18 protein-coding genes are annotated in these 17,735 nt (G+C 70.4%); 8 read left to right on the forward strand and 10 right to left on the reverse strand.

Features of this window, described 5'->3' with window-relative positions; translation table 11 throughout:
- Positions 1-16: 16 nt before the first annotated feature.
- Positions 17-1,276 (reverse strand): MFS transporter, encoded by a 1,260-nt coding sequence (locus ELQ90_RS12300; protein WP_128495591.1) that lies wholly within the window; start codon positions 1,274-1,276, stop codon positions 17-19.
- An 81-nt stretch (positions 1,277-1,357) separates the two neighbouring features.
- On the opposite strand from ELQ90_RS12300, the gene ELQ90_RS12305 reads away from it, so the two are divergent.
- Together ELQ90_RS12305 and ELQ90_RS12310 are read left to right on the forward strand one after the other, a co-directional pair.
- Entirely contained in the window at positions 1,358-2,275 is a 918-nt protein-coding gene (locus tag ELQ90_RS12305; protein WP_166409034.1) for a LysR family transcriptional regulator, read from the forward strand.
- Between the two features lie 51 nt (positions 2,276-2,326).
- A complete protein-coding gene (locus ELQ90_RS12310) occupies positions 2,327-2,947 on the forward strand; it encodes a GyrI-like domain-containing protein (protein ID WP_128495593.1) in 621 nt (206 codons plus the stop codon).
- Between the two features lie 57 nt (positions 2,948-3,004).
- Here ELQ90_RS12310 and solA read toward each other — a convergent pair whose 3' ends face one another.
- The 4 genes from solA to ELQ90_RS12330 are packed head-to-tail and all read right to left on the reverse strand — an operon-like array spanning position 3,005 to position 6,985.
- Positions 3,005-4,153 carry an N-methyl-L-tryptophan oxidase gene (gene solA, locus ELQ90_RS12315; RefSeq protein ID WP_166409036.1) on the reverse strand — a complete coding sequence of 383 codons (1,149 nt, stop codon included), beginning with the start codon at positions 4,151-4,153 and terminating at the stop codon, positions 3,005-3,007.
- Positions 4,154-4,212: 59 nt separating this feature from the next.
- Positions 4,213-5,001 (reverse strand): amino acid ABC transporter ATP-binding protein, encoded by a 789-nt coding sequence (locus ELQ90_RS12320; protein WP_128495595.1) that lies wholly within the window; start codon positions 4,999-5,001, stop codon positions 4,213-4,215.
- Positions 4,998-5,957: an amino acid ABC transporter permease gene (locus ELQ90_RS12325; RefSeq protein ID WP_128495596.1), complete on the reverse strand. Its 960-nt coding sequence runs from the start codon at positions 5,955-5,957 to the stop codon at positions 4,998-5,000. The genes ELQ90_RS12320 and ELQ90_RS12325 overlap by 4 nt, the downstream gene beginning before the upstream one ends.
- A gap of 44 nt (positions 5,958-6,001) precedes the next feature.
- A complete protein-coding gene (locus ELQ90_RS12330; RefSeq protein WP_128495597.1) occupies positions 6,002-6,985 on the reverse strand; it encodes an ABC transporter substrate-binding protein in 984 nt (327 codons plus the stop codon).
- A gap of 190 nt (positions 6,986-7,175) precedes the next feature.
- On the opposite strand from ELQ90_RS12330, the gene ELQ90_RS12335 reads away from it, so the two are divergent.
- A complete protein-coding gene (locus ELQ90_RS12335; protein WP_128495598.1) occupies positions 7,176-8,615 on the forward strand; it encodes an IclR family transcriptional regulator in 1,440 nt (479 codons plus the stop codon).
- 116 nt (positions 8,616-8,731) lie between these two features.
- Here the strand turns inward: ELQ90_RS12335 and ELQ90_RS12340 are convergent, their stop codons facing one another.
- On the reverse strand, positions 8,732-9,745 hold the full coding sequence (locus tag ELQ90_RS12340) for a PHP domain-containing protein (RefSeq protein ID WP_128495599.1): 1,014 nt from the start codon (positions 9,743-9,745) through the stop codon (positions 8,732-8,734).
- 155 nt (positions 9,746-9,900) lie between these two features.
- On the opposite strand from ELQ90_RS12340, the gene ELQ90_RS12345 reads away from it, so the two are divergent.
- Positions 9,901-10,080, forward strand: a complete 180-nt coding sequence (locus ELQ90_RS12345; RefSeq protein WP_128495600.1) for a hypothetical protein — start codon at positions 9,901-9,903, stop codon at positions 10,078-10,080.
- A 97-nt stretch (positions 10,081-10,177) separates the two neighbouring features.
- Here the strand turns inward: ELQ90_RS12345 and ELQ90_RS12350 are convergent, their stop codons facing one another.
- On the reverse strand, positions 10,178-10,678 hold the full coding sequence (locus ELQ90_RS12350) for a glutathione peroxidase (protein ID WP_128495601.1): 501 nt from the start codon (positions 10,676-10,678) through the stop codon (positions 10,178-10,180).
- 91 nt (positions 10,679-10,769) lie between these two features.
- The gene (locus ELQ90_RS12355; protein WP_128495602.1) at positions 10,770-11,642 is read right to left on the reverse strand and encodes an aldo/keto reductase; all 873 of its coding nucleotides are present in this window, start codon (positions 11,640-11,642) and stop codon (positions 10,770-10,772) included.
- A 214-nt stretch (positions 11,643-11,856) separates the two neighbouring features.
- Between ELQ90_RS12355 and mgrA the strand changes: the two genes are divergently transcribed.
- A complete protein-coding gene (gene mgrA, locus ELQ90_RS12360; RefSeq protein ID WP_128495603.1) occupies positions 11,857-12,903 on the forward strand; it encodes an L-glyceraldehyde 3-phosphate reductase in 1,047 nt (348 codons plus the stop codon).
- Between the two features lies 1 nt (position 12,904).
- Positions 12,905-13,669 carry a hypothetical protein gene (locus ELQ90_RS12365; protein WP_128495604.1) on the forward strand — a complete coding sequence of 255 codons (765 nt, stop codon included), beginning with the start codon at positions 12,905-12,907 and terminating at the stop codon, positions 13,667-13,669.
- A 34-nt stretch (positions 13,670-13,703) separates the two neighbouring features.
- On the opposite strand, the gene ELQ90_RS12370 is transcribed toward ELQ90_RS12365, so the two are convergent.
- Positions 13,704-14,573, reverse strand: a complete 870-nt coding sequence (locus ELQ90_RS12370) for a phosphatase PAP2 family protein (RefSeq protein WP_128495605.1) — start codon at positions 14,571-14,573, stop codon at positions 13,704-13,706.
- Positions 14,574-14,740: 167 nt separating this feature from the next.
- On the opposite strand from ELQ90_RS12370, the gene ELQ90_RS12375 reads away from it, so the two are divergent.
- Positions 14,741-15,388, forward strand: coding sequence for a histidine phosphatase family protein (locus ELQ90_RS12375; protein WP_243696162.1), 648 nt, complete (start codon positions 14,741-14,743; stop codon positions 15,386-15,388).
- Between the two features lie 43 nt (positions 15,389-15,431).
- Here ELQ90_RS12375 and ELQ90_RS12380 read toward each other — a convergent pair whose 3' ends face one another.
- Positions 15,432-16,340: a LysR family transcriptional regulator gene (locus ELQ90_RS12380; protein ID WP_128495606.1), complete on the reverse strand. Its 909-nt coding sequence runs from the start codon at positions 16,338-16,340 to the stop codon at positions 15,432-15,434.
- Between the two features lie 72 nt (positions 16,341-16,412).
- On the opposite strand from ELQ90_RS12380, the gene hisD reads away from it, so the two are divergent.
- Positions 16,413-17,732 (forward strand): histidinol dehydrogenase, encoded by a 1,320-nt coding sequence (hisD, locus tag ELQ90_RS12385; protein WP_128495607.1) that lies wholly within the window; start codon positions 16,413-16,415, stop codon positions 17,730-17,732.
- Positions 17,733-17,735: the final 3 nt, after the last annotated feature.

Raw genomic sequence — 17,735 nt, forward strand, 5'->3', positions numbered from 1 at the left:
CGGCCGGATCTGGTGATCAGGCGGTGGTGCGGATCATGCGCGGACCCGCCCAGGCGATGAGCGCGAGGACGAGAACCACGAAACCTCCGAAGACCGGGACGAGCGGGAGGACGAGGAGCGCCGCGCCGACGAGCAGGGGCGGGATCGTCATGCCGGCGAAGGCCAGGAGGAAGATGCCCGAGGTGACCTCGCTGCGGTTGCCGTCGATCGCGAGGGTTCCCGCGGTCGCGAGAGCCCCGCGGAAGACGAGCCCGACGCCCGCTCCGGCGATGACCCCGCCGATCACGAAGGCCGCGGCGGACACGAACACGTCGGCCGCGCCGAGGACGAGGAGTCCCGTGACCATCGCGGACACGCCGAGGACGAGTTGCGGGCGCGCGGCCATCCGGGCGAAGACGAGTTGCGACGCGGCCGCCGCTCCGAACACCGAGAAGGCGACGACGCCCGCGAGCAGGTGGTCGGGCTCGTGCAGCATCTGAGCGAGGAACGTCGGGGCGATGGAGCCGAACAGCCCCGTGATCGCGAACGCCGCGAACGCGCCGATCCCCGCGGCCCAGTAGGTCGAGCGGCTCTCCGCGGGCACGCGCACCTTCTGTGGACGGTACGCGGAGGGAGCTGCGTTCTTCACGACGGTCTCCGGCACGAAGGCATAGGCAAAGCCGATCGCGACGAGGGCGGCGAGGAAGACGACGAAGGGTGTGACGAGCGGGGCGTCCGCCCACTCGGCGAAGGCGCCACCGACGAGGGGGCCTATGGCGAGACCGCCCATGTTCGCGACGCCCGCGATCGTGGCGGCGAAGCCGACCGTCGCGGCGGGGTGGGTGATGCGGCGGAGGTCGGCGAGGTGCGCGGTCGCGGCGGCCGTCAGCATGCCGATGCCGAACCCGGCGACGAGGCGCGCGACGATGAGACCGGGTGTCGTCGACCACACGAGGAAGAGGACGGCCGAGACGGTCTCGAGCACGACGGCGGAGAGGATCATGCGGCGGCGGCCGACGCGGTCGCTGATGTGGCCGACGAGGTACAGCGCGATCATCACGCCGACGGAGTAGGCGGCGAAGACCACCGTGACGATGATCGTCGGGAAGTGATCGCGAGCCGCGTAGAGGGAGTAGAGCGGCGTCGGAACCGTGTTGAAGGCCATCATGACGAGGAAGGCGACGGCGGTGATCCAGAAGCCCGCGCGGTGGGGGACGCGGGGCACGCGGGGGAGCGCGGCGCGTCGAGTCCCGGTAGGACCGTGTGGGGCGACGGACGGAGAGGCGGTGGTGGTCATGCGTTGATCATGCTCTCGCCGATTCATCGATGGAAGCGGATGTTTTCGATCATGACGATCGAGGCGGTCTATGATCACGTCATGGACACGCGCATGCTGGAGTATTTCGTCGCGGTCGCGGACGAGCGGAACCTGACACGAGCGGCTGGGCGGCTCTTCGTGGCGCAATCGACGGTGTCAGCGGGTCTGCGGAGCCTCGAGACGGAGCTCGGCGTCCGCCTCTTCGACCGCGATACGAAGTCGGTGTCGCTCCTGCCTGCTGGCCAGGACCTGCTCCCGATCGTCCGCGACATGCTCGACAGTCTCGACACGATGCGCTCGACGGCGCGGGAGGCGGGCAGCGGGCTGCGCGGTCGCGTCCGCGTCGGCACGTTCGCAGCGCTCCGGGTCTTCGACCTCCCCGGCGTCCTCGGTCGTTTCCGCCTCGAGCACCCCGGCGTCGACGTGCAACTCGTGACGTCGGCGACCGGCTCGACGGGCCTCATCGACGACCTCGTGAAGGGCAGACTCGATCTCGCGTTCGTCGCTCTCCCCGTGCCCGCCGGGGTCGCGGCGGAAGCGGTCGTCAGAAGGCCTTTCGTGGCCGTCGTCCCGGAGGCGCACGCCCTCGCGACCCGCCGGACCCTGTCGTTCGCGGATCTCGCGGGCGAGGACTGGGTGGACGTCCTCCCGGGCTTCGGCAACCGCGTGCAGGTCGACGCCCGGCTCCGCGAGGAGGGGATCACGCGACGCCTGAGTGCGGAGGTCGCGGACCTGCCGAGCGTCGGCCCCTTCGTCGCCGCGGGGATCGGTGTGGCCGTCGTTCCCGATGTCATCGGCGCCGTCGGGTGTCGAGTCGTCCCGCTTTCCGACCGCATGCCCGAGTGGGTCGTCTCGCTCGCCGTCCGGCGTGGAGGGGAGCGCCGGCATGCGATCGCCGCTCTCGCCGAGGCGCTGCGATCGGGAAGTGCGGAAGCGGGACGGTCGGACGATGGCGGCCGCTCGAACGCACCGCGGTGACGGACCGCGCCGGTCGTTGCCTCACCTGATCGCGAGTGGCAGGGTGACGGCATGGCGATCGACCGGAAGAAGACGCTCGACGACTACCGCGCGCGACGCGGCGAGTTCCGGGTCGTCGAGGTGCCGGCGCGCCGATACCTCATGGTCGACGGGCAGGGCGACCCCAACACCTCGCCGCTCTACGCCGATGCGATCGCCGCGCTTTTCCCTGTCGCCTACGCGCTCAAGGCCGCGGTACGCCGGGAGGCCGGCGACGACTTCGTCGTCATGCCGCTCGAGGCCCTGTGGTGGTCGGACGACATGAGCACCTTCACGACCCGGCGCGACAAGGCCCGCTGGCGGTGGACGGCGATGATCCTGGTGCCCGACGCCGTCACCGCCTCCCTGTTCTCCGAGGCGATCGAGGAGGTCGCCGCACGGAAGAAGCCCTCCCGCGTCCGCGACGTCCGCCTCGACGTCCTCGAGGAGGGGATGTGCCTCCAGACGCTCCACGTAGGTCCCTACGACGACGAGGCCGCCGTGCTCGCGCGACTCCACGAGCACGAGGTCCCCGAGCGGGGCCTCCGCCTCACCGGGAGGCACCACGAGATCTACGTGAGCGACGCGCGAAGAACGGCTGCCGAGAGGCTGCGGACGATCCTGCGGCAGCCGGTCGCCCTGGACGAGTCCTGATCCCGCCTCCGGTGCGAGAGGCGGGACCAGGAGCGAGTGGCCCGGAGGAGCGTCGGCTCACCCCACGGGGAAGGGGACCGCGCCCTCGACGGGCGCCGTGACGGTGAAGCGCCCGATGTCCTCCGTCGTCACGCCGTCGACGGCGAGTTCCGCGAGCACGCGGCCGATCGTCGGGGTGAACTTGAAGGCGTGGCCGGCACCGAGGGCGACGATGACGTCCGGGTGGTCGTCGAGAGGACCGATCACGAAGCGGCGGTTATCGGTGAGAGCGTATTGGCACGTGATGGTGCGGAGCGCCTCGCCGCTCGCCGGGATCGTGCCCGCCATGAAACTCGACAACTGGTCGATGAGAGCGGGCGACGGGACGAACGTGCGGTCCTCCGGCGCCATGACGTTGTCGGAGACGTCGCGAGCCGCCTTGATCGTCGGTTCGCCGTAGGTGGGGAAGCCGTAGTAGCACTGCACGTCCTCCCATATCCACACGGGGAAACGGCTCCGATCGAACGTCGCCGGGTCCGCCGGGGTGAAGTAGGAGACCTGCTCCTGCATCACGACGAGCGGGATGGCCGCTCCGAGCGGTTCGAGGAGGCGGTTCGTCCACGCGTCCGTCGCGAGCACGACCTTGCGGGCGCGCACGTCGCCGCGGGAGGTGCGGACGACGACCCCGTCGGCATCCGGTTCGATACGGTCGACGGCAGTCCGGTCGCGGAGTTCCGCTCCCGCAGTGCGGGCGTGCATCTGCAGCGTCGCGACGGTGCGGGAGGCATGGGCGATCCCGGAGTCGGCCGTGTAGATGGCGCGGACGTTGGCGGGAATCGTGAACTGCGGGAAGCGCGCGTGCACGCTCTCGTTGTCGAGCATCTCGAACGGCACGCCCGTCGCGGTGAGGCTCTCGACGAAGTCGTCGATCGAGTGCGGCCCGTCGTCGGGGAAGAAGACGATTCCGCCGGTGATGTCGACGAGTCGTTCGCCCGTCACGGCCTCGAGGTCGGCCCAGTCGCGGTACGCGGACTGTGCCAGGCGGACGTATTCGCGTGCGCCGTACGAGGTGCGGACGATGCGGGAGGTGTCGTGCGACGCTCCCCGCACGTGACCGAGATCGAACTGTTCGAAGGCCACCACCGTCACCCCCTTCCGCGCGAGGTGGTAGGCGGCGGCGCTTCCGAGAGCGCCGAGTCCGACGACGGCGACGTCGAATGTCTCCATGTGGTGCGTGTCCTTCATTCGTGGGGGTGGGCAAGAGGGGGTGAGGGGGAGGGGATCGGTCACAGCACCTTCGCGAGGAACGAGCGGGTGCGCTCGTGCTGCGGAGCACGGAGGACCTGCTCGGGCGGCCCGCTCTCGACGACGACGCCGCCGTCCATGAACGTCACGGTGTCCGCGACCTCCCGGGCGAAGCCGATCTCGTGCGTCACGACGATCATCGTCATGCCGTCGGCGGCGAGCCCACGCATGACGTCGAGCACCTCGCCGACGAGTTCCGGGTCGAGAGCGGACGTGGGCTCGTCGAACAGCATGAGCTTCGGGCGCATGGTGAGGGCACGGGCGATCGCGACGCGTTGCTGCTGGCCGCCCGAGAGCGAGCGCGGGTAGGCGTCCGCCTTGTCGGCGAGGCCGACGACGTCGAGGAGTGCCCTGGCGCGTTCGCGAGCGCTCTTGACGCTCTCGCGCCGCACCTGCACGGGCGCTTCGACGAGGTTCTCGAGCACGGTCATGTGGGGGAAGAGGTTGAACTGCTGGAAGACCATGCCGATCTCGCTGCGCCGTGTCGCGATCTCGGCGTCGCGCAGTTCGTGCAGTCGGTCGCCCTGGCGCCGGTAGCCCACGAGCTCGCCCCCGACGCTGATGGTCCCGGCGTCGATCTTCTCGAGGTGGTTGATGCAGCGGAGGAAGGTGCTCTTGCCCGATCCCGACGGCCCGAGCAGGCACATGACCTCACCCGTCCGCACGGTCATGTCGATGCCGCGTACGACGAGGTTGCTCCCGTAGCGCTTGTGCACGCCTTTCGCCTCGACGAGCACGGGGGCTGCTCCCGTCGTCGCGTCGTCCGTCATGAGCGCGTCCCTTCGTCTTGAACGTCGGTGGTCGCCGGTCTCCGGACCGCTGCATGCCGCGGGACGAGACCGTGCACGATGGTTCCGAGCAGCGACCGCTCGGGCCGGCGGGAGTCGCCGCGCGTGAAGTGCCGCTCGAGGTAGTACTGCCCCATGCTCAAGACCGTCGTCACGACGAGGTACCAGAGGCTCACGGTGATGAGCAGCGGGATCACCTGGTACGTGCGCGAGTAGATCGCCTGGGCCTGCCAGAGCAGTTCGGGGATCGCGATGACACTCACGAGCGAGGTCGTCTTGAGCATCGAGATCGTCTCATTGCCCGTCGGGGGGATGATGACGCGCATCGCTTGCGGCAGGACGATGCGGCGGAACGTCTGCGACTTCCGCATCCCGAGCGCGTGCGACGCGTCGGTCTGTCCCGAATCGACCGATTGCAGACCGGCCCTCACGATCTCGGACATGTATGCGCCCTCGTTGAGCCCGAGTCCGAGGACGGCTGCGAGGAACGGGGTGATGAGCACGTTGGTGCTCTCCGAGAAGAGCGTCGGCCCGAACGGGACGCCGAGCGAGATCACCGGGTAGAGGGCCGCGAGGTTGAACCAGAAGATGAGCTGCACGAGCAGGGGTGTTCCGCGGAAGAACGCGATGTAGACGGACGCGGCTGCGGCGACGACGAGGTTGCGGGACTCGCGGGCGAGCGCCATCACGATGCCGATGACCACGCCGACGACCATCGCGACGACCGTGAGCCACAGGGTGGTCCCGAGGCCCTCGACGATCTGGGCGTTGAACAGGTAGCTGAAGACGAGGCTCCACTGATACCGCGGATTCGTGATGAGCGACGTCACGACGAGGCCGGCGACGACGAGCACGACGATCGTTGCGAGCCATTGGCCGTAGCGGCGGACGGGGACGACGCGCACGGCGTCCCCGTCGATCCCCCGATCCTCCGTCATCGTCGTCCCGCCCCCGTCCACGTCGGTTCCGCTGCGAGACGTCATCAGGCGCCGGCGGTGAGGATCTCGGACGATTCGATCGCTCCGCTCGTCACGCCCCACTTCGAGAGGATCTCCTCGTAGGTGCCGTCCTCGATGAGCACGTTGACGGCTGCCGCGATGGCCGGGGTCAGATCGGAGCCCTGCGGGAAGGTGAAGCCCCATGTGCTCGGGTCGTAGGTCTCCTCGAGCACCTCGAGGGCGCCGCCCGACCGCTCGGCGACGTAGGTGAGCGGGCCGTAGTCGGACATGCTCGCGTCGGCGCGCCCCGAGGTGAGCGCGAGAGTCGCGTCTGGCTGCGTCGGGAAGACCGAGACCTCGATCTCCTCGTCGCCTGCTTCCTCGCACGCCGCCTGGAACTCGGGCATGTAGTCGTCGGCGTAGACGGTGCCCTGCTGGACGGCGATGCGCCGTCCGCAGAGGGAGTCGAGGCCGATGTCCAAAGGGTTGCCGGTCGGGACGATGAGCGAGGTGCCGCCGGCGAAGTAGGTGACGTAGTCGACGACCGCGAGCCGCTCGTCGGTGACGCTCATCGCGCCGTTCGCCATGTCGACGCGTTCGGACTGGAGCGACGGGATCATTGCGTCGAACCCGACGTCCTCGTGCTCGACCGTCACGCCGAGCACGTCGCCGACGGCGAGGAGGAGCTCGATGTCGTTGCCGGTCAGGGTCGTGCCGTCGTCGGCCAGGAGGAAGTGCGGAGCGTAACCGGGACCACCGGCGGCATGGATGACGCCGGCCTCGGCGAAGTCGGCCGGGAGGAGATCCGCCGCCTCCTGATCGAACGTGCCCGCGATGAAGTCCGATCCGATCGTCTCGACGGGAGCGGGGTCGGAACCCGCGCCGGTTCCGCCGCTCGTGTCGGACGCGCACCCCGCGAGCAGGAGCCCGCTCGTGGCGATCGTGACGACGACAGCGATGCGTCGGCGGAACGGTCGCGGGGTCGTGAGCAAGAGCGACGGGCGTCGGTGTGGGGGGAGGGCGGTCATGAGTGTCTCCTCGAGCGTGAAGGCAGGGCGGACGGGGGTGGGGCTCTGTCACTCCCCGGCGGCGGGTGGTCCGTTCGCGGGGTGCCGTCACTCTAGAGAGCGCGTGATGCCCGGCTGTTACAGTGCTTGCCGTGCGCAATCCCAGGCTGAGCGAATTGCGGTCCCTGCACTTCACGGCGGAAGCCGACCGGTGACGGCCCGTCTCGAGGCGGCGCTCCGTGCCGTGCGCGTCGTGGCCGAACGCACCGATCCGACGGCCGCCCTCGGCTCCGGTGCGATCGCCCGGGTGCTCGACATCTCGCCCAGCAGCGCCTCGAGGCTCTGCGCCGACCTCGTCGGCGTCGGGTTGCTCGATCACGGGAGCGCGTACGGCACCTTCCGCCTCGGGGGGACGGCGATGCGGCTCTCCGGGCGAGCCGCCGCTCCCTTCGCCCAAGCCGTCCGGTACGCGCTCACGATCGCCGCGCAGCTCACCGGCGAGACCGCGTGCCTCGCCGCCGGAGCGGGCGAGGAGCTGCACGTCGTCGCGACCGTCGGCTCGGAGTGGACGCTGCACGCGTCGGCGGACCTCGGCGAACGGATCTCCGGTGGCAGCGCGATCGCCCGCGCGGCCGGGGTGAGCGGTGCCGATCGCGGAGACGCCCCCGGTGGCGCAACGGGTCGGATCGTCGAGGGCACGAGCGGCAAGCGCATCGAGGTCGCCTCGGCGGTCCTCGGGCCCGACGGCGAGTGCATCGCCGTTGTCGCGGTGCGACTGCCCGTCAATCGCTCCCGTGGCGGCGTGCCGCGAGCGCGCCGCGCCGTGGAGGCCGCGCGACGTCGGATCGAGGCGGTGATCGCGGCCGAGGTCGAGATGACGGCCCCCCGGCCCCCCGAGCCCGCGGAGCCCGGCGGAACGCCCACGACGTCCGATCGCGCCGCCGCTCTCGAGGCGGCCGGACGGATCCTCGCGCACCTCGCGACGGCACCCGACTCGCTCGCGGGGATCGCCCGCGCGACGGGACTGCGGCCGGACCGCGTCAGCCGACTCGTCGAGTCCTGCACCGTCGCCGGCATCGTCGCCGAGCGTCCCGAACGCGGCGTGTGGGAGATGAGCTGGGGCGTGCACGGCTGGCACCGTACGGCGACGGGGCCGACCCTCGTCACACGCGGCCGTGCGCTCGTCGCGGCCGCGGCAGCGGCGACCGGCACCTACGGCTTCATCACGATCCTCAAGGGCATCCGCAGCTTCACGGTCGTCGAGGAGCTGGGGGATCCCGACGGCGGGCTCGTCATGATGCCGTGGCTCGGACGCCCCCACCCGATCATCGGCTCGGACGGTGGACCGACGCTCGTGATGGACTTCGCGCCGGACGATCTCGGGCGGCTGCTCGGGAAGCGGCATCCGCAGCTCGAGTTCGACGCGCTCATCGATCGCATCGACGTGGTCTCGCGCGACGGCGTCATCTCGATCGAATCGATCGAGGAGGCCGGGCTGCTCTCCGTGTCCGCCCCGATCCGGGATGCGAGCGGCCTCGTGGTCGGGGCGGCGTGCCTCACGGGCGGGGCCGATGCCGTCACGTCGAGACGAGCGGAGCTCGAAGACGCGACGCGCGACCTCGCGCGCGACCTGACGGGGCTGCTCGTGTGAACCGCCCGAACGGGCCGACGTGACCCAGGCCGCGCACGCACCTCGTCTACCTGATCGTCACTCGTCTGCTCGCTGGACGGGGGCTGCGGTTCCGGTGATCGCTCGTTCCGTCGGGCTCAGCCGCGCGCCCAGTCGAGGAGGCGATCGGCCGGCCACGTCGTGATGATGCGGTCCGCCGGGACGCCGTTGCGCTCGGCGCGCTCGGCCCCGTACGCCAGGTAGTCGAGCTGCCCGGGCGCGTGCGCGTCCGTGTCGATGCTGAAGAGGCACCCGGCGTCGAGCGCGAGCCTCATGAGGTCGTCGGGCGGGTCCTGCCGTTCCGGCCGCGAGTTGATCTCGACGGCGACGTCGTTCTCGGCGCACGCCGCGAACACGGCCGCGGCGTCGAACTCGGACTGCGGCCGCGTTCCGCGCGATCCCTGCACGAGCCGACCCGTGCAGTGGCCGAGGACGTTCGTCCGGGGAGTGCGGATCGCCCCGAGCATGCGCTCGGTCATCGTCGCTCGATCCGAGCGCAGTTTCGAGTGCACGCTCGCGACGACGACGTCGAGCCGGTCGAGCATCTGGGGCGACTGGTCGAGCTCGCCCGACTCGAGGATGTCGACCTCGATACCCGTGAGGAGCCGGACGGGTCCGCCGGCCGCATTGATGTCGGCGACCACGGCGAGCTGCTCCGTCAATCGCTCGGCACTCAGTCCGTTCGCGATCGTGAGGTTGGGGGAGTGGTCGGTCAGAGCGAGGTACTCCCGGCCGAGCAGTTCCGCGCCGTGCAGCATCTGCTCGATCGTCGTGGACCCGTCCGACCACTCGCTGTGCGCGTGCAGGTCCCCGCGGAGTTGCGCGAGAAGCTCCGCTCCGCCCGTCGTGAGGGGGTCTGTGTTGCGCTCGCGCAGATCCGCGAGGTAGTCCGGCACCTGGCCGGAGACGGCCTGGGTGATGACTTCTGCCGTTCGTCCGCCGATGCCCTTCATGGACGTGAGCCGACCGCTTCGCGTCCGGTCGGCCAACTCCTCCGGTGAGAGCGGGGCGATGATCCTGGCGGCCTTCCGGAACGCGCCGACCTTGAACGACGGGGCGGAGGATCGCTCCAGCCAGAATCCGATCTCGTTGAGGGCGTCGACGGCGAGCATGCGCTCCATTGTGCCCTGTGCGACGTGCTCCGGATACCGGTTGCGGGGCCTGCGGAGACCGGCCGGGGACCGGTCGTGGACCGGTCTGACATCGGTCGGGAGGCGCGCCGACGAGCGTTCCGGGCGATGTCGGTGGTGCGATCTACCGTGGAGCCATGGACATCAGGAATTGCCCCGAATGCGGCGACGACACGATGAACGCCGGTCTCGCCTCCTGGCCCGGTATCGACGGCCCCGTCGACGTCACGCGCTGCGCGAGTGACGAGTGCGACTGGGTCACGATCGACTCCGACCTCGAGGTGCGGGTCGTCGACGCCCACGCCGTCGCTGCCTAGCGGGCCGAGCCCCGCACACGACTCACGCCGGCGGTGTTCACGCCGGCCGTGTTCGCGCCAGCAGTGTTCACGCTGACCGTGTTCACGCCGGCAGTGTTCACGCAGGCAGTGCCGCCTCGATCGCTGAGACGATCTCCGGCGCGTCGGGCTGCACGCTCGGACGGAAGCGATGCACGGTGCCGTCCGGGGTCACGAGGAACTTCTCGAAGTTCCACGCCACCCGGCCGGCCTTTCCGCTCGCGTCCGGCGTCTGCGTGAGCGCCGAGTAGAGAGGGTGCGCCGAGCGGCCGTTGACCTTCACCTTGTCGAACATCGGGAACGTCACACCCCACGTCGTGGAGCAGTACTCCTTGATCGCCTCGGTACCGGAGAGCTCCTGCAGGAACTGGTTGCTCGGGAAGCCGAGGACGGTGAAGCCGCGTTCCCCGTACGTCTTCTGCAGCTGCTCGAGTACCTCGTACTGCGGCGCGAGGCCGCAGCGCGATGCCACGTTGACGATGAGTTTCACCGGTGCGTAGTCGGCGAGGGTCGTCGCGACCCCGTCGATCGTCGTCAACGGGATGTCGTCGAGCGAGGAGGGGGCGGAGTTCTCGGACATGGTGCCTCCGGTCGGGGATGATTCCAACGTATCCCTTTCCGGCTGCGCGCTGGCCGCGAGTCGCCTCGCCCCCTCGTCCGTCGACGACCGGTCAGGACCCGACGAGCGAGGCCTCGATCGTGGCGATGTCGTCGGGCGTCAGCTGCAGGTCCGCAGCCTTCGCGCTGTCGGTGATCGATGCCGGCCGCGACGCTCCCGGGATCGGGATGACGGTCGACGCGATAGACAACTCCCATGCGAGCGTGACCTGGTACGGGCTCACTCCGTGGGCATCTGCGACCTCGGCGAAGGCGGCGTGACTCGAGGCGAGCTCCGCGGCGTTCGAGATGCCGCCGAGCGGGCTCCACGGGAGGAAGGCGAGGCCGAGTGACGCGGCGTGCTCGAGCTCCGGGCGGCTCGAGAGGAACCGCGGCGAGAACTGGTTCTGGACCGAGACGAGGGATCCGCCGAGGATGCCGTGAGCCTCGTCGATCTGGTCCACCGACGCGTTCGAGATGCCCGCGAGTTCGATGACGCCCTCGTCGAGCAGGTCCTTGAGCGCTCCGATCGAGTCGGCGTAGGGCACGTCGGGGTCCGGGCGGTGGAACTGGTAGAGGCCGATCGCGTCGCCTCCGAGACGCGCGAGCGATGCCTTCGCCGCTTGCTTCAGGTACTCGGGGCGGCCGTCGCGCGTCCAGGACCCGTCGCCCGGCCGGAGGTGTCCGCCCTTCGTCGCGACGAGCACGTGCGACGTGTCGCTGCCGTAGCTCGCGAGCGCCTCGGCGATGAGCGACTCGTTGTGGCCGACCTCGCCGGCGTCGCGGTGGTACGCGTCGGCCGTATCGATGAACGTCACACCGGCGTCGAGGGCGGCGTGGATCGTGTCGATCGACCGCTCGCGCTCCGGCCGGCCCTCGATGGACATGGGCATGCCGCCGAGGCCGATGGCGCTGACGGTGCGGTTTCCGATGGTGCGACTCTCCATGGGGTTCTCCTTCGTGTCGTGTCGTGAGCGACGATAGCCGTGGCGCTGCGCGGGGTCGGGGCCTTTACAGGTCGGCACCCGTGAGGCAAGGGGTCCGGCTCGACGCGCCACGGCTGGACGCCGGCGGGTGAAGCGGACCAGAGTAGGACGAGCGCGATCCGCCGTCGCCGGGCGCACGCCCGCCACGCCGCGCACCACCTCGGAAGGACAACGAATGACCTACGTCGCCGCCCCCTCTCGCTACGACGGAACGATGCGGTACCGTCGCACGGGTCGATCGGGCCTCGACCTGCCGCTGCTGTCGCTCGGCCTCTGGCAGAACTTCGGTGATGACCGACCGTTCGAGACTCAGCGCGGGATCGTCCGGCGCGCGTTCGACCTCGGCATCACGCACTTCGACCTCGCCAACAACTACGGCCCGCCCTACGGCGCGGCCGAGCTCAACTTCGGGCGGATCCTCGCGACGGACCTCGCCCCCTACCGCGACGAGATCGTCGTCTCCTCGAAGGCGGGCTGGGACATGTGGCCCGGCCCGTACGGCCAGGGCGGCGGCGGCCGGAAGTACGTGCTCGCCTCGCTCGACCAGTCCCTCGGACGCCTCGGCCTCGACTACGTCGACATCTTCTACTCCCACCGCTTCGACCCGACGACGCCGCTCGAGGAGACCGCGGTCGCGCTCGACACGGCCGTGAGACAGGGCAAGGCCCTCTACGTCGGCATCTCCTCGTACGGCGCGGACGACACCCGGACGATCGCTGGCCACTTGCGCGAGCTCGGCACCCCGCTGCTCATCCACCAGCCGTCGTACTCGATGCTCAACCGCTGGATCGAGACCGAGGGCCTCCTCGACGCGGCCGCCGAGGTCGGGGCCGGCGTCATCGGTTTCACGGCGCTCGCGCAGGGCCTGTTGACGGGCAAGTACCTCGACGGCGTCCCCGAGGGTTCCCGCGCCTCCCTGGGCACGTCGTTCTCGCCCGACGTCCTCACCGATGACGTGCTCGCGAACGTGCGCGCGCTCGCGGGGATCGCGGAGCGGCGAGGGCAGTCGCTCGCCCAGCTCGCGCTCGCCTGGGCGCTGCGCGACGATCGCGTGACCTCGCTCGTGATCGGCGCCTCCTCGGTGAAGCAGCTCGAGCAGAACGTCGGCGCCCTCGAGAACACGTCCTTCACGGCGGAGGAGCTCGAGGAGATCGACCGCTACGCGACGGACGCGGGCGTCGACCTCTGGAAGGACGCGCGCGAGGGAAGCCTCGGGTCCTGACGTGTCCCGATCGAGCAGCACTCGCGGCGGGGTCGCCTCGCGATTGGCGGGAGTCGGCATCGCCGCGCTCGTGCGAGCGGTGCGGCTCGTCCGCTCGCCGCGGCCGATCCACTCGGCGGGAGTCGTCGTCAGGGGTCGGCTCGAGCCTGTGCGGGATCGCGCCGCGACGAGCGGCATCGCGTGGATCGACGACCCACACGCACTCGAACTGACGGGTCGGGTCTCGCGCGGTATCGGAACGCCCGTGCCCGCCCCCGACATCTGGGGACTCGCGCTCCGCCTGCACGGCGGCGACCCGTCGGACGGCGCCCGGTTCGCCGATGAGGGCGTCGGCGACCTGCTCCTCTCGAGCGTCGGGAACCTCGGCGTGCCGTGGCGGTTCGTCCCGGTCGCCCGCTTGTCGGCGCACGGAGCGGTCTTCACGACCGTCATGCCGTACCGCTCGCCGAACGGACCCGTGCTCGTGGGCGCCCGCACCGTCTCGGGAGCGCCGGCGTCGGCCTCGGCGCGGGGAGTCGCGATCGAACTCGCTCGCACGCCGTGGCTCCTGCAGCTGCTGTGGGCGGTGCCGAACGGTCGATGGCGCCCGTTCGCCACCGTCTCGCTCAGCGCTCCGACGGCCCCGGATTCGACGAGGCCCGGCGCGGAGCTCGACACGGCTGCGCTGCGCTTCGACCCGGTGCTGTCGCCTCCACCCGGTGCCGCGACCTACGGCTGGACGCGGGCGCTCCGCGAACCCGCGTATCGGGTGGCGCGGCGGGGCTGACGGTCCTCGCCCCGATCGGACCCGCGGCCGCGGATCACCGGGACGGTGCCGCCGTGCCCTTCCCCGGGTCGATCCCCGCCGCATCGCGCTCTCGCGTCGTGAGGTACAGGCGATGCGCCGTGATGACCACCGCGAGCCAGGCGAGCCCCAGGACCCACGCGGCGAGTACATCCGTGAACCAGTGGTGACCGAGGAACACCCTGCTCGCTCCGATCGCGAGCACGAAGACCGCAGCGACGGAGATCGTGAGGACCCGGGCGACGACGCTCGATTGCCGCAGGATCAGGAGATACGCGACGATGCCGACGATGACCGTCGCGTTGAGGGTATGCCCGGACGGGAACGACGGCGATGTCTCGTACGGCGGCACGGCGTCCTCGGTCTCGGGACGTGCGCGTCCGATGAGCTCCTTCCCTGCGATGGTCATGAGCAGCGAGCCGACGCCAGCGGCGGCGATGAGGATCACGGGGGTCCAGGACCGTCGGCGGAACGCGAGGGCGAGCATCGTCGCGACGGCGAGCACCGGCATGCCGATGACGCCGGCGATGTCGGTGAAGTGTGTGACGGCGCCGTCGAGCCACGGCGATCGCGCGGAGATCGCGGCATCGAGGAGGGGCTGGTCGAGCAAGGCGACGCCGTCCGTCTCGGTCACGGCCTCGTAGACCTCCGAGACGACGTACGTGAGGGCCGTGGCGATGGCCGCTCCGATGACGAGGAGCAGCACGAGCGCCTTGTTCGGCCCGAGCGCACGGCTGATTCGGTGGAAGAGGGCGGCCAAGAACCGGCCGAGCGGGGTCCGCCAGTCCGTGAGCTCCTGGGATCCGACGCGCCGGTCGTGCCGCAGCTCGCCCTCTGGTCCCGTCTCGTCGGGTCTCGGCCGGCCCAGGAGGTTCTTGTCCGTCATCGTGGCGACTCCTCGTGATCTTCTCCGTGAAGAGCGAGGGTAACGCGCCGGCTTCGTGCACGCCGGATCGACGGCGGGGATGGCGCGAGTCGCGGGAAGTGGCTAGAGCACCCGCCCGACGGGGGCAAGCGGGCAATGTCTGCCCTTTCGTGGCCCAAGATGGAGGAGTGACCACTTCAACGGAATCTCGCATCGATCCCCAACCGGCAACGCCGGCGGAACCGACCGGACGCATCGTCCTCGTCCGCCACGGCGAGACGGAGTGGAGCCGATCGGGTCAGCACACCGGGTCGACGGATCTCCCGCTCACGACGGTCGGCGAGCAGCAGGCCATGCTCCTCGGGACCGTCCTCGATGCGTCGGACTTCGGGCTCGCGCTCTCGAGTCCTCTCGCGCGGGCGCGCCGGACGGCGGAGCTCGCGGGTTTCCCCGACGCGATCGTCGAGCCGGACCTCATCGAGTGGGACTACGGCGCCTACGAGGGCCGCACGACTGCGGAGATCAGCGCAGAGCTCGGACACCGCTGGGACCTCTGGCACGACGGCGTCCCGGCCGGGACGACCCCGGGGGAGAGTGCGGCTGACGTGCGGAAGCGTGCCGATCGCGTGCTCGACCGGGCGCGCGCCGCGCTTCCCGACGGCGACGTCATCCTCTTCGCCCACGGCCACATGCTGCGCGCCATCGCGATCGCCTGGGTCGAGCTGGCGCCGACGGCCGGCACGATCTTCGCCCTCTCGACGTCGACGCTCAGCGAACTCGGTTTCGAGCACGGCCGCCCGGCGATCCGCGTGTGGAACGCCCCGGTCGAGCACTGACCCGGCGCATCAGGCGCCGCGATGCACCGCGGATCCTCCCGCGTCAGTGCTCGAGGAGCATCCGCCGCGCGAGCCGCGCGATCTCACGTGTGGCGGGGGAGAGCACGGTGTCGCGGCGCTGAACCATCGCGATCACGTCCCAGAGCGGTTCCGCGAAGCCCACCGTGTGGAGGTTCTCGGGAAAGACGCGGCTCGCCGCGACGGCTCGCGAGACGATCGTGTCGCCCCCGCCCCGCGCGACGATGCTGAGGGCCGACTCGACGTGTTCGACCTCGAGGGTCGGCGTGAGGTCGACGCCCTCGACCTGAGCCCGGCTCGCGAGCTGGCGTCTCGTCGGGTCGCGCCAGCCGTAGTGGGCGTCGTAGAGCACGAGATCCGTCGCGCCGAGGTCGGCGATCGTCACGGGCTTCGCCGTCTTCGCGGGGTCGGCGGAGGCGAAGACGACCTCGTCGCGCATGAGGGGCGTGACCGTGAGTCCCTCGTTCTCGATCGGCAGCACCACGAGTCCGGCCTCGAGGTCGCCCGCCGCCACGGCGTCGGCGACCTCCACGGAGTTCTGCCCGATGATGCGCAGCCGCACGCGGGGATAGCGCTCATGGAAGGTCTCGAGCAACTGGCTGAGGAAGTAGAAGTTCGCGTTGCGCAAGAGCCCGAACGTCGCGACGCCGCCGAGGAGGGACGTGGACGAGCGGAGGGCGGCGTCGGCGCCGTCCACCGCGGTGACCGCCTCACGCGCGAAGGGGAGCAGCTCCTCGCCCGCGCTGGTCAGGGCGAGTTTCCGGGGCCCGCGCGTGAAGAGCCTCACCCCGTAGAGATGCTCGATCCGCTTGACGAGTTCCGACACGGAGGGCTGCGACATACCGAGCGCGCTCGCGGCGGCGGTGAACGTCCCGACGTCCGCGACGGCGAGGAAGGCACGCAATTGATTGAGCGTGAGGTTGCTGGCGACCATAGGTCAAACCTATGGGATGTCGACGGTAATTCGGTATTGTCCAGGGGGAAGCCGGTTGGCAGGGTGAACATCATGAAATTGAGCCCCCGCTTCCTCTCCGAGTACGACAATCGCCTCCGCCACCTCAAGGCGCCCGCGGTCGACGCGCCCCCGGCCCAGTCGGACCCGGCCGTCCGTGCGCGTGTCTCGGAGATGCTGTCGGACATCGAGGCCAGCGGGATCGACGCCGTGCGGCGTTACGCCCGCGAACTCGACCGCTTCGAGGACGCCGACTTCGAGATGTCGGCGGAACGGCTCGCATCGTCGGGCGATCGACTCGAGCCCGCCCTCCGCGAGGCCATCGAGCTCGGTTCGGAGCGGACGAAGCAATTCGCCCGTCTTCAGCGCGAGCACCTCACCGACTTCGAGGCCGAGCTCGTCCCGGGACTCGTGACAGGACAGCGCTACATCCCCGTCGCCCGCGTGGGAGCCTACCTGCCGGCCGGTCGCTTCCCCCTCACGGCGAGCGCCTTCATGACCGTCGGCGTCGCCAAGGTCGCCGGGGTGCCCACCGTCATCGGCTGCACGCCTCCCGGCCCCGACGGCCGACCGAACGACGCGGTCGCGTACGCCGCCTACCTCTCGGGCGTCGATCACCTCTACACGCTCGGGGGAGTGCAAGCGCTCGCCGCCATGGCCTTCGGTCTGCTCGGCGAGCAGCCCGTCGACATGGTCGTCGGTGCGGGAAACGCCTTCGTCGCGGAGGCCAAGCGCCAGCTCTTCGGTCGCGTCGCGATCGACCTCCTCGCGGGCCCCTCCGAGGTCGCCGTCATCGCGGACGAGACCGCGGACGCCGAGATCGTCGCGGCGGACCTCCTCGGTCAGGCCGAGCACGGCCCCAACTCGCCCGCGGCGCTCGTGACGACCTCCGAGACCCTCGGCCTGGCCGTCATCGAGGCGGTCGACCGCCAGCTCGAGACCCTCTCGACGCGTGAGATCTGCGGTCCGGCGTGGCGCGACTTCGGTTCCGTCGTGCTCGTCGGCTCCCGCGAGGACGCCGTCGCCGTCATGGACGAGTACGCGCCGGAGCACCTCGAGGTCCAGACGTCCGACGACGTGTGGTACCACGACACGCTCACCAACTACGGCTCACTCTTCCTCGGGCACTGGAGCACCGTGGCCTACTCGGACAAGGGCATGGCGGGAACCAATCACACGCTCCCGACGGCCGGAGGCGCGAAGCACAGCGCCGGCCTCTCCGTCTCGCGCTACCTCAAGCCCCTCACCTACCAGCGCATCGCCCGCGAGGCCACACCGGCTCTCGCGGCCGCGGTCGACGTCATCTCCGCGAGCGAGGGGATGACCGCCCACCAGGCGACGGCCACGATGCGTCTCGCCACCTATGCTCAGTGATCG

Origin of the sequence: Labedella phragmitis (genome assembly GCF_004078635.1) — a bacterium.
In the GTDB taxonomy this organism is placed as follows: domain Bacteria; phylum Actinomycetota; class Actinomycetes; order Actinomycetales; family Microbacteriaceae; genus Labedella; species Labedella phragmitis.